Origin of the sequence: Amycolatopsis sp. cmx-8-4 (genome assembly GCF_046548675.1) — a bacterium.
GTDB lineage: Bacteria > Actinomycetota > Actinomycetes > Mycobacteriales > Pseudonocardiaceae > Amycolatopsis.
Genome location: NZ_JAEBDZ010000009.1, coordinates 343063 through 354239 on the forward strand (window position 1 = coordinate 343063; position 11177 = coordinate 354239).

11 protein-coding genes are annotated in these 11177 nt (G+C 71.1%); 2 read left to right on the top strand and 9 right to left on the bottom strand.

What is annotated here, in order from left to right:
* Positions 1 to 5: 5 nt before the first annotated feature.
* From ACLJQZ_RS22005 to ACLJQZ_RS22030, 6 genes are all read right to left on the bottom strand, one after another.
* Positions 6 to 875 (bottom strand): thiamine pyrophosphate-dependent dehydrogenase E1 component subunit alpha, encoded by an 870-nt coding sequence (locus ACLJQZ_RS22005; RefSeq protein ID WP_410621787.1) that lies wholly within the window; start codon positions 873 to 875, stop codon positions 6 to 8.
* Positions 876 to 891: 16 nt separating this feature from the next.
* Positions 892 to 1905 (bottom strand): ATP-NAD kinase family protein, encoded by a 1014-nt coding sequence (locus tag ACLJQZ_RS22010; RefSeq protein ID WP_410621788.1) that lies wholly within the window; start codon positions 1903 to 1905, stop codon positions 892 to 894.
* A 338-nt stretch (positions 1906 to 2243) separates the two neighbouring features.
* A complete protein-coding gene (locus ACLJQZ_RS22015) occupies positions 2244 to 2468 on the bottom strand; it encodes a heavy-metal-associated domain-containing protein (protein ID WP_410621789.1) in 225 nt (74 codons plus the stop codon).
* Positions 2469 to 2532: 64 nt separating this feature from the next.
* Positions 2533 to 2736 carry a cold-shock protein gene (locus tag ACLJQZ_RS22020; protein ID WP_247060113.1) on the bottom strand — a complete coding sequence of 68 codons (204 nt, stop codon included), beginning with the start codon at positions 2734 to 2736 and terminating at the stop codon, positions 2533 to 2535.
* 204 nt (positions 2737 to 2940) lie between these two features.
* A complete protein-coding gene (locus ACLJQZ_RS22025) occupies positions 2941 to 3111 on the bottom strand; it encodes a hypothetical protein (RefSeq protein ID WP_247060111.1) in 171 nt (56 codons plus the stop codon).
* A 214-nt stretch (positions 3112 to 3325) separates the two neighbouring features.
* Positions 3326 to 4984, bottom strand: a complete 1659-nt coding sequence (locus ACLJQZ_RS22030; RefSeq protein ID WP_247063879.1) for a thiamine pyrophosphate-dependent enzyme — start codon at positions 4982 to 4984, stop codon at positions 3326 to 3328.
* Between the two features lie 135 nt (positions 4985 to 5119).
* Here ACLJQZ_RS22030 and ACLJQZ_RS22035 point away from each other — a divergent pair, with 135 nt between their 5' ends.
* Entirely contained in the window at positions 5120 to 6400 is a 1281-nt protein-coding gene (locus ACLJQZ_RS22035) for a hydroxyacid-oxoacid transhydrogenase (protein WP_410621790.1), read from the top strand.
* Positions 6394 to 6807: an acyl-CoA thioesterase gene (locus ACLJQZ_RS22040; RefSeq protein ID WP_410621791.1), complete on the top strand. Its 414-nt coding sequence runs from the start codon at positions 6394 to 6396 to the stop codon at positions 6805 to 6807. Before ACLJQZ_RS22035 ends, ACLJQZ_RS22040 begins: the two co-directional genes overlap by 7 nt.
* A 239-nt stretch (positions 6808 to 7046) precedes the next feature.
* Here ACLJQZ_RS22040 and ACLJQZ_RS22045 read toward each other — a convergent pair whose 3' ends face one another.
* From ACLJQZ_RS22045 to ACLJQZ_RS22055, 3 genes are all read right to left on the bottom strand, one after another.
* Positions 7047 to 9239, bottom strand: a complete 2193-nt coding sequence (locus ACLJQZ_RS22045) for an ATP-binding cassette domain-containing protein (RefSeq protein WP_410621792.1) — start codon at positions 9237 to 9239, stop codon at positions 7047 to 7049.
* Positions 9236 to 10903, bottom strand: a complete 1668-nt coding sequence (locus ACLJQZ_RS22050) for an ABC transporter ATP-binding protein (protein ID WP_410621793.1) — start codon at positions 10901 to 10903, stop codon at positions 9236 to 9238. Before ACLJQZ_RS22050 ends, ACLJQZ_RS22045 begins: the two co-directional genes overlap by 4 nt.
* A gap of 128 nt (positions 10904 to 11031) precedes the next feature.
* Entirely contained in the window at positions 11032 to 11175 is a 144-nt protein-coding gene (locus ACLJQZ_RS22055; protein ID WP_155548626.1) for a SapB/AmfS family lanthipeptide, read from the bottom strand.
* Positions 11176 to 11177: the final 2 nt, after the last annotated feature.

Sequence of the window (11177 nt, forward strand, 5' to 3'; positions counted from 1 at the left end):
GGCGGTCAGTACGACGCGTAGACGTCGGTTTCGAGGTCCGCCCGGGTCGGTTTGGGCGCGGCCTTCGCCTCGGCGACGGCGTCTTCGACGAGCTTCGCGACTTCGGCGTCGATGTCGTCCAGGACGGTTCCGAGCAGCTCGCCGCTCTCGGTGACGCGGGCGCGGAACCACGCGAGGCAGTCGAGTCCCTGCTGGTAGCGGGTGAACTTGACCTCGATCAGCGTCGGCCCGCCGCCTTCGCGAGCGCGCTCGATCGCCTCGCCGGCGGCTTCGTGCACGGCGAAGAAGTCGAAGCCGTCGACGATCACGCCCGGCACGCCGAAGCCGGCGGCCCGGTCGGCGATGTTGTCCGACGCGACGGACCAGCTGCTCGACGTCGCCTCGGCGTACCCGTTGTTCTCCGCGACGAAGATCGCCGGCAGGTTCCAGGCCGCCGCGAGGTTCAGCGCCTCCAGCGTCGTCACCTGGTTGCTTTCACTCGAGAAGGCCACCCCGACACCGCCGGTGTCCTGCTGTTTCGCGGCGAGCGCGGTGCCGCAGATGAGGGGCGGGCCGGCGCCGAGCACCCCCTTCGAGAGGTCGGCGATGTGCGTCGAACCGCCCTTGCCGTGGCAGGAACCGGTCCGGCGGCCGTAGATCTCGGCCATCATGCCCTTGACGTCGACGCCCTTGGCGATGCCGTGCCCGCGGTGGCTGCCGGCGATCGCGTCGCGGTCCCCGAGGTGGGCGCAGACCCCGGCGACCGAGGCCTCCTCACCGGCGTGGAGCTGCATGGACCCGGGGATCTCGCCGGTCGCGAACTCCGCGCGCACCCGCTCTTCGAAGGCCCGGATGGTGCGCATCGTGCGATACGCCGCCCGCAGGGTGTCCGTCATCGTCGGAGCTCCTTCGCTAGTTCGGTTCGCTGCGCAACAGCCCTTTTCGTGCCGCTTCGGCCATCGCGGCCCGGACGTCGACGCACCACGGCCCGTCCGGCTTGAGCTCGACGAACGCGCTCTCCCCGAGCTTCAGTTCGAGTTCGCGCTCGCCGTCGAGCGCGATCACCCCACCCGCCGCGGCCAGCTCGACCCGCATGCCCGGCTGCAGAACGCCCCAGCCCCGCACCCCGACCGGCCGCACCAGCCCGGGCGCGATCGGCGCGTGCACGACGTACGGCGTCTCCCCGACCGGCCCGAGCTGCAGCGCGACGCCGTCCGGGCTCGAGCGCGGGCTCGGGCAGAGCTGGCCGGCCACGCTGGAGAGGCCGATGCCGTCGGGTTCGGCGAAGGTGCAGTACAGCTCGGTGAGCGACGCCGGATCCCACAGCGCCCGCGCGCCGATGTGCCTGCTCAGGGACACGCAGACGTCCACGAGCGCGATCTCGCGGCGTGCCTTGGTGACGACTTCGAGCACGCTGACCCGGTGCGTGACCAGGTCGGGGTCGATCTGCCCGGTGGCGATCAGCCCGGCGGCGAGCCCCGCGACGGTCGCCTCCCGCGTCTGCGGGAAGGCGTTGTTGGTCCCGGTCGAGAGGGCGAGCAGCGGGACGTCTTCGCAGGCCGCGGCCGCGACGCGCGCGGTCCCGTCACCCCCGAGCACGACGATGACCCCGGCGCCGGCTTCGACCATCCGGCGCACGGCGTTGCTGGTGTCCTTCGCGGTGCCGCTGAGCGGATCCTCGTCGAGGAAGTCGACGTTCGGCCAGGTCCCACCCCGCCCGAGCGCCCGCAGCACCGCGGCGGAGATGCCCCCGAGATCGGTCGAGACCATGGCGCGATCGACCCCGGCCACGGCGAACGCGGCCAGCAGCCGCTGGACCATGTTCGCCTTCTCCGCGGTGGGGAACACGGAAGCCTGCGCGACCAGCCGGCGGATGTCCCGCCCCGACGCCGGGTTCGCGACGATCCCCGCCACCGACTCGCCCAACCTGACCTCCCGATTCCCGCGTCGGGTACCAGGAGACTCCTTCAAGCGTGCCGGAGGGAAGGGTTGCAGGGCGTTGCATGTTGCGGGCTGCGTGTAACAAGGCGCGGCGAAGATCACAAAGTGGGCCGCGGGCCCGGGCGTGGCGGGGCGTGCCGTGGTCATGCTTGATCGGCCGCGTGCCGGTCAGCGGGCCTGGGCTGTGGGCCGCCGCCGTCCTCAGGCTCGACAGATCAGTGGATGCGGCCGATCGGCCCAACGGCCGCCTGAAGTAAGCAGAGTGGACAGTCCAACCTGGAACACACCGCCGGAGAAGAACCAACCAGCCCTCGGCGTCGTGCTTACGACACCAGGCTGGCCACACCGACGTAGGTGAATCCCGCTTCTTCGACCGCGGTGCGGACCTCGTCCTCCGCCAGCGCGGCGTCGGCGCGCACCACGACCCGGCCGGTCGGGACGTCGACGTCCACTTCGGTCACTCCGGCCAGAGCGGTGATTTCCTCGGTGACCGACTGCGCGCAGTGCCCGCAGCTCATCCCGGAGACGGTGTACCCGTGCTCGATCATGGGGCGGAGCATACGAAAAGGGCCGCCACCCCGAACGGGTGACGGCCCTTTCCCAAGATCAAAGTCAGATCAGGTTGACCGACGTGGCCTGCGGGCCCTTCTGGCCCTGGCCGATCTCGAACTCGACGCGAGCGTTCTCTTCAAGGGTCTTGAAGCCGTTACCCTGGATCTCGCTGTAGTGAACGAAGACGTCGCCGCCACCGTTGTCGGGGGTGATGAAGCCGAACCCCTTCTCGGAGTTGAACCACTTCACAGTGCCCTGAGTCATAAAAAAGTCTCCATGTGTAACACAAAACAGGAAGCCACTTCGGCAACCCGGGTCAGTACCCGGACGGTTTGCTTCCTCGGCGAGGAGACACTACGCCCGCGGAATTCTGCGAGCGTGAGCTAACACGAACACAAAAATCGACCATCTGAAGTAAAGCACAAGTCGACCTGCGCGGACAACCCGTCTTCACCCGGGAGAGGTGAGCTATTCGCCACTCGCCGGGCGCAGGCCCTCGGCCGAGAACGGCGAACGCCAGGCCGTCTCGTGCTCGGCGACGACGACCGCGTCGTCGTGCGCCTCCGCGCTGGCGCTGAACAGCACCGGTACGACGCCGGACTTCCGCGCTGCTTCGGTCGCGTGCTGCTGATCGGCCACGTCGAAACTCCCCTCGTTCCCTGCCCGCTGCAATGCGGGTCATGACCGTGATGGTGCCATGCGGCACCGACAGAAACCGGTTGTCTCCCGCCGGGACCCGGCCGGGAAGGTTCAGCGGCGAACCACCACCGGAACACCGCCAGATTACCTCAGCCAACGGCCTGCTACCACTGAACATTCCCGGCGTTTCCCGGAATGAAACAGTCCGAAACCGTTACTGGGCGGGAGGTTGCGGGCGCGCTTGACCCAGGAGCGCCGACAACCGCACGTCGGGCGTCACCACATCGGGGTCCGTCCGCACGTCGATGACGCACGGACGCTGCCGCACCAGCGCGCTGGCGATGATCGGCTCGAGCTCCTCACGATCGTCCACCGTGTACCCGGCCGCGCCCAGTCCACGCGCCCACGAAGCGAAGTCCGTCAACGGGATCGACACCCCGGACAACCGGCCGTGGGTACGGGCCTGGTGCATGGCGAGCCCGCCGTGCAGGCCGTTCTGGAACACCACCACCATCACCGGCGCCCGGTAGCGGACGGCCGTCTCGATCTCCTGGCCGGTCATCAGGGTCCCGGCGTCCCCCACCATGGCTACCACGGTCCGCCGCGGTTCGGCCAGTTTCGCCGCCACGGCCGCCGGCACGGCGTAGCCCATCGCGGCGTTGGACGGCCCGAGCTGGCTGCGCGGCGCCGTGAAGCACCAGTACCGGTGCATGAACTGGGCGAAGTTGCCCGCGTCGCTGGTCACGATGGTGTCTTCCGGTGCCAGCTTACGCAGGGCCCGCACGACGTCCACTGGGTGGACGCGGGTGTTGCCGCTGGTATCGGGCGGGGTCATGAAGGTGTGCACCGCGGCGTTGGCCGCCGAGGCCCGCCGCGTCCGGGGTGACGCCACGGCCCGCAGCTCCCGCAAGAACGGCTCGACCTCGGAGTCCACCCGGAACGTCAGCCCTCGCCGCCGCATGCTGACCTCGATGCCGGTGCCGACCATGACCAGCGTCTGCTGGGCCGTCGGGTAGCGGTAGGCCTGCGTCGTCACCTCGTCGAGCTGGGTGCCGAGCGCGAGCACCAAGTCAGCACGTTCCAAGGCGTCGAGCTGCCGGGCCGGGATGCCGAGCCCGAGGTGCCCGGCGTAGCGCGCGTGGTTCTCGGGGAAGGCGTCCTGGCGCCGGAAGGCGTTGTAGACGGGCAGCGCGAGCTCGTCGGCGACCGCGATCAGCTCGTCGCGCGCCGACCGCGCCCGCCCGCCGACGATGACGACCGGGTACTTCGCCTCGTCCACCAGCTGCGCCACGGCGTCCGCCGAACGGCCCAGCGTGCCGGACGCCGGCGGCCGCACCCGCGCCATCGGCTTCGCCGCGTCGTAGGGCATGCCCCAGATGTCGCAGGGCACGCCGAGCACGACCGGCCCCGGCCGCCCTTCCTGCGACGTCGTCAGCGCGTGCGCCAGCAGGCTGGGCAGGCTGTCCGGGTCGGTCACGCTCAGGGTCGACTTGGCGATCGACTCGAACATGGCCGTCAGGTCCGATGTCGGCAGCTCACCGGAGCTCCACACCGTCGGGTCGGTCGCCGGCGTCTCCAGCAGCACGACCATCGGCGTCTCGTCCTGGTAGGCCGTCTGGACACCGATCGCCAGGCTCGCCGCGCTCGGCCCCCGGCTCGCGAGGAGCACGGCGGGCCGTTCGGTGAGCTTGCCCTCCGCTTCCGCCATGAACGCCGCGCCCGCGTCGTGACGCGCCGAGACGAGCGTGATCTCCCGCTCGCGTTGCAGCGCGTCGAGCAGTTCCAGGAAGGACTCACCGACCACCGCGTAGACACGGCGGACACGCGCCTCGGTCAGGATCCGTACGGCCGTCTGGGCGACGGTCGCTCCCAGTTGGTATCTAATGAGGAGAGCTTATGCGGGCACCGTTCAGTGCAGTCAAGTGATCTTCGCCGAAACCCGGCAAGGTTGGACCTGAATGTCCGCTTTGACCGACTGGATCCGATCAAGGGAGCGAGGACCCCAGCCTTGGCCGCGACCGAACATGAAACCGTTTTTACTTACGGCGCACCGGCATTGAAGTACGGAACCGGCGCCAGCGACGAGATCGGCTACGACCTGACGCAGTACGGCGCCCGCCGGGTCCTGGTCGTGACCGACCCGCAGGTCGCCGCGACCGGCTGGCCGCGCCGCATCGCCGACGGCATCACCGGTTACGGCATCGAGACCGAGATCTTCGACGGCGTACACGTCGAACCCACCGATGTCAGCATGCAGAAGGCGGTTGACTTCGCCCGCGGAACCGGTCCGTACGACGCCTTCGTGGCCGTCGGCGGCGGCTCCTCGATCGACACCGCGAAGGCCGCGAACCTGCTGACCAGCAACGACGGCGACCTGATGGACTACGTCAACGCGCCGGTCGGCGGCGGCCGCGCGCCGGACCGCCCGCTGAAGCCGCTCGTCGCCGTGCCGACGACCACCGGCACCGGTTCGGAGAGCACCACCGTCTGCGTCCTGGACGTGCTGTCCCTGCGGGTCAAGAGCGGGATCAGCCACCTGCGGCTGCGCCCCACCCTCGCCGTCGTCGACCCGCGGCTCACCGTCAGCCAGCCCGCCGGCGTGACCGCCGCGAGTGGCATGGACATCCTGTGCCACGCCGCGGAGAGCTACACCGCCAAGCCGTACACCGAGTTCGACCGCAAGCGCCCGGAGCAGCGCGTGCCGTACTGCGGCGCCAACCCGCTGGCCGACATGTTCGCCGAGCAGTCACTGCGGTTGCTGTCGTGGGCCCTCCCCGCCGCGGTGCGCGACGGCTCCGACCTCAAGGCACGCGAAGCCATGGCACTCGCCGCGACGTTCGCGGGCCTCGGGTTCGGCAACGCCGGCGTGCACATCCCGCACGCGAACGCGTACCCGATCGCCGGGCAGGTCAGGGATTTCCACCCGGACGGCTACCCGGGTGACGAACCCATGGTGCCGCACGGGATGGCCGTCTCGCTGACCGCGCCCGCCGCGTTCCGCTTCACCTTCGACGCGGCGCCGGACCGCCACCGGCAGGTCGCCCGCCTGCTGGCGCCCGATTTCGAGTGGTCCGGCGACGCCGCCGGCCACCTGCCCGCGGTGCTGATCGACCTGATGCGGAAGATCGGCATCCCGGACGGCATCGGTGCCGTCGGCTACACGGAGTCCGATGTGGACTCCCTGGTCGAGGGAACCCTGAAGCAGCAGCGGTTGCTGGCCACCGCACCCCGCGAGGCGTCCGAGGAGGACCTCGCCGGCGTCCTGCGCGACTCGGTGTCCCTGTGGTGAACGGCTACCCGCACTGGCAGACGATTCCGTTGCGCTGGAAGGACAACGACGTCTACGGGCACGTCAACAACGTGGTGCACTACTCGCTGATGGACACGGTGATCAACACGTGGCTGATCGAGCAGGGTGGTCTCGACATCGAAACCGGGGAGGTGATCGGGCTGTGCGTCGAGTCGCACTGCGGGTATCACTCATCGGTGTCCTTTCCTGGTTCGCTGCGGGTCGGTCTGCGCGTCGCACACCTGGGGAAGTCGAGCGTGCGCTACGAGATCGGGATGTACGCCGCGGATGAATCACTGGTCGCGGAGGGCCACTTCGTGCACGTGTTCGTGCACCGCGAGTCCCGCCGGCCGGTTCCGGTGTCCGGCAAGCTGCGTGGAGCGTTGGAAGCACTGCAACCCGAATGACGTGCCCCGCCGGCTGATCACCTCCTTTCTGGCGACGCGGTAGTCGGAGTCGCGTTTCTTCCGTGCTTCCGATCATGCACGACAGCGCCGACAAGAGCCGGCGATCGGCGCGAGTTATCCACATGTGGTGACAAGACGGCGAAGTTATCCACAGATTCGCGGCGACGGGTTCCGCGGCGCTTCGACGGCGGTAGCGTGGACGGCATTGAAATGTCCACTGTGGACGAGCGAGCAGGTGGTCAGCCGGCCCGGGCGGTACGCGGAACCGGCGACGGCCGCCACGGCGTTTCGGAGCCGGCGGTTGCTTCGGAAGGTGCGCTCGCGGCAACTGTCGCGCTACCACCGGCGAGTTCTCCGGCGGTTGTCGTGGCGCCAACCACGGCGGCAGCGGCAGTCGCGGCAACACGGACCGGGCCATCCGCAGCAGCTAGGGCGGCACCACAGGCGGGGCCATCCGCGGCAGCTGGCGCGGCACTATCGGCGAGGTCACCCGTGAAAGCACCGGAAGTCGCGGAGCTACCGGCCAAACCACGGGCGGAAGCGGCAACCGCGCCGCCACCTGCGGCAGCTGGCGCGGCACCACGGGTGACAGCAGCCGTCGCGACACCACCAGCAGCACCGGCGGCGGTCGCGGTAGCACCGGCCGGACCACCCGCGGCTGCCGCCGCGGGATCCGTGCCGGCGACCCGAGTTGCCGCAGGCCCAGCGCCTCCGATGGCTGCTCCCCCGGCCACCGGCGTCGCCCAGGCCTGCATCAGTTCCGCGTAGCGCGGCGACCTCGCCAGCAGGTCGGCGTGCTTGCCCACCGCGGTCTCGCGGCCGTCCATGACCAGGACACGGTTCGCGCGCAGCGCGGACGACAACCGGTGCGCGATCACCACCAGCACACCACCCCGCGCGGCGAAGGCCCGCTCCGCGCGGGCTTCCGACACCGGGTCGAGATGGGAGGTCGCTTCATCAAGGATCACGAACCGCGCCGAACCGGCGTACACCCTGGCCAGCGCGAGCAACTGCGCTTCGCCCGCGGAGATGCCTTCGCCACCGTGGCCGATCTCGGCGTCGAGACCGCCCAGTCGCTTCAGCAGCGCGCCCGCGCCCACCGCGGTCGCGGCGGCGGCGAGCGCGGCGTCCGAGGCTGACGGTGCGAACAGGGCGATGTTGTCGCGGACCGTTCCCGCGAAGACGTACGCCTCCTGCGGGATCAGCGCCACCAGCTCGTGGCGCAGCGCCCTGGGCACGTCCCGGACCGGGACGCCACCGAGCAGGACCCGGCCTTCCTGCGGCGTGAGCATGCCGGTCAGCAGGCCGGCCAGTGTCGACTTGCCGATCCCGCTCGGACCGACCACGGCGAGGTGCTCCCCCGGCCGCAGCCCCAGGTCCAGCCCTCGGACCACGGGTTCGGCCGTCGCGCCCCAGCCGAACGTCAGGGCGCGGACACGGACCTCGATGCTGCGTGGGGTCGCCGTGCCGTCCGGACGTTCCGGCAGCTCGGCCGTCTCCGCGAGCCGGCGGAGTGCGACCAGCAGGCGAAGCACGACGGTGCCGGCCGTGGCCGCCAGGCCGCGCAGGGCCGGCTGCATCGTCGTGGCCAGGTAGACGAGCGCGCCCAGGGCCGCGCCCGCGGTCAGCTCGCCGGTGGCCACCAACCCCGGGGCCAACCACAGCGCGAGCAGCAGCGGCGCGAACCCGCCGAGCGAGATCACCAGCGACCGGAGGGCACTCGACCGAGCGACCCGCACCGCGGCCGTGGCCTGGGCGTCGACCGCGTCGTACATCGCCAGCGCGGCGATCGGCTCGGCGCCGCAGGCGACGACGTCGCGCATCCCGGCCAGGGATGCGCCGGCCGTCGCGGCCGTGTGCTCGTCGGCCAAGGCCAGCGCGCGCTGACGACGAGCCAGCGAAGGAAGGAGACACCCGAACACGACCAGGGAGGCGACCACCGGCACCGCGACCGGGAGCACCAGCGCACCGGCGACGGTCACCAGGCCGGCGAGCGCCGAGGCCGTCGTCACCAGCATGGCCCGGGCCTGCACCAACAGGCCCGCGGTCGCGTCGCGGACCACCTCGACGTGCTGCGTGATCCGGGCGACGCCGCTCGAGTCGGGCTGGTTGCGCGGCGGGGACTCGTCGTGCAGCACGCCTCGCACGACGGCCGTCACGAGCGCGTCGCGCAGGGGTTCGACGACCTTGCCGAGCTGGTGCCAGACCATCCGCGAGCCGAACGCGCCCAGCACCGCGGCCAGGCCGAACAGCGCCAGCCAGCCGAGGCCGGTGCGCGGGTCGCCGACGGCGAAGCCGCGGTCCACGGACAGCTCGACCAACCGACCCGAAAAGAAAGCAGGGAGTCCTTCGAGCACCGAACACACGAGCAGCACGACGCCGCCACGCCACTGCCCGGTGAGCGCGGACCAGTACAACCGGCGCAGGCTCACTCGTCGTCCTCCGTGAAGACGCCGCGGTACCCCGGCTCCTGCCAGAGGGCCGCGTGCGGGGCGACCGCGCGGACCCGGCCCTCTTCCAGCCAGACCACGAGGTCGGCGCGGGCGGCGGTGCCGGCCCGGTGGGTCACGACGACGCGCGTCCGGCCGGGCAGCGCGCTCGCGAGCGCACGCTCGACCGCGGCCTCGGTGACCGTGTCGAGGCTGGCCGTCGCGTCGTCGAAGATCAGCACGCGCGGCTGGTGCACGATGGCCCGGGCCAGCCCGAGGCGCTGGGCTTCGCCGCCCGACAACGGCGTCTCGGCCAGCGGGGTGCGGTAGCCGTCGGGCAGGCGGACGACGACCTCGTCGACCTGCGCGGTCTGGCAGGCGTCGCGGATCGCGGACTCGCCGGCCCACGTGCCGTAGCCGACGGCGTCGGCGACCGTCGCGCCGAGCAGCGCGGGGCGTTCGAACGCGTAGCCGATCACCGCGCGCAGCTCCTCGCGGCGAACGCGCGAGAGAGGACGTCCGTCGAGCAGGACCTGGCCCTCGTCGGGCGTGACCAGCCCGCCGAGCACGCCGGCGAGCACGGACTTCCCCGCGCCCGAACGGCCGACGACGGCGAGGCACGTCCCGCCGGCGATGGTCAGGTCGACCTCGGCCAGTGCACCTGTGACGCCGACGTGGCGCAGGTCCAGGGTGCCGTCGCCGGGCAGCAGCGGGAGCTTGCCGTGCGCGGATTCGGGCTCGTCGAGGACTTCGGCGAGCCGTTCGGCGCAGCCGCGCGCCCGCGACAGCATCGTGAGCAGCGGGATCTGGGTGACCAGGCCGAGGGCGAGCGCGACGTAGCCGAGCACCGCGACGACGTCGCCGACACTGAGCCGGCCGGCGAGCACGCCGAACCCGGCGGCGGCCAGCACGGCCAGCTCGACCGCCGGCGTGAGCAGCCCGGCGCGCCAGACCATGCGGGCCTGCGTGCGCCAGATGCCCATCCCGGCCAGGGTCAGCTTCGGCAGCGGGCGCAGCACGCGTTCGGCTTCGCGGTCGGCGGTGCCGGACGCGGCGATCGTGCGCAGGCCGGCGACGGCGTCGACCATCCGGGCCGCGAGCTCGCCGGAAACCTGTTGGTAGGCAAGAACATCGTCGGCGGTGTGCTTGAGGTGACTACGAGCGAGCAGCAATGCGAACGGGATGCTGCCGAGGAACACGAGCGCGAGCCGCCAGTCCAGGAAGGCGAGCAACACCACCGCGCCGGACGAGATGACCAGCATCGAGCCGCACTGGACGACGATCGTGACGATGCCGCCGGCGCCGACGCTGTCGCCGGTGAGCCTGCTGATCGCGTCGCCCTCGGCGAACTTCGACCGCGTGCCGAGCGCGAAGAGCTTGTCCGACAGCGTGCGGCGCAGCCACGCGGACGCGGTCGCCGTCACGCGAGTGGTCAGGATTCCGCCGACGACGTCCGCGGCGATTTCCGCGCCGCCGACCAGCAGCAGCCACGAGACTTCAGGCCAGCTGGGACGGCCCGCGACGACGGCGTCCACCGCGGCCGCGAGCGCGCTGGGCAAGAGCAGCCCGGCCGCGGTGGCGACCAGGGCCGTGACGACGATGGCGGCGAGTCTCGGTCGATCGAGGCCGGCCACCCGGGCCAGCAGCCGATCGGCGGAGCCGCGCATCTCACTCCTTCGGACGAGGTTCCGCGAAGGCGGAACCGGGGCCACAATGAACGTGCGGGAGCGGCGCACTTGGCCTGTGCCGCTCCCGCACTGTTCACCTAGGCACTACTTGCGTGCGATCCGCCAGGTCAGTGGCAGGTCAGCAGCGAGAGCGTGCTGTTGGTGCAGGAGGCCAGCAGGCTCAGGTTCGACGGCGCGCCGCCGCCGCCACCGTGACCACCGTTGAGCACCTCGGGGGTCTCCAGGGCCTGCAGCTCCAGAACGAGTTCCATGG

What these genes read in the sequence shown, in the direction of transcription:
- ACLJQZ_RS22005 (WP_410621787.1), bottom strand. Translation starts at nt 875, where the DNA reads ATGACGGACACCCTGCGGGCGGCGTATCGCACGATGCGCACCATCCGG.
- ACLJQZ_RS22015 (WP_410621789.1), bottom strand. Translation starts at nt 2,468, where the DNA reads ATGATCGAGCACGGGTACACCGTCTCCGGGATGAGCTGCGGGCACTGC.
- ACLJQZ_RS22020 (WP_247060113.1), bottom strand. Translation starts at nt 2,736, where the DNA reads ATGACTCAGGGCACTGTGAAGTGGTTCAACTCCGAGAAGGGGTTCGGC.
- ACLJQZ_RS22050 (WP_410621793.1), bottom strand. Translation starts at nt 10,903, where the DNA reads ATGCGCGGCTCCGCCGATCGGCTGCTGGCCCGGGTGGCCGGCCTCGAT.
- ACLJQZ_RS22055 (WP_155548626.1), bottom strand. Translation starts at nt 11,175, where the DNA reads ATGGAACTCGTTCTGGAGCTGCAGGCCCTGGAGACCCCCGAGGTGCTC.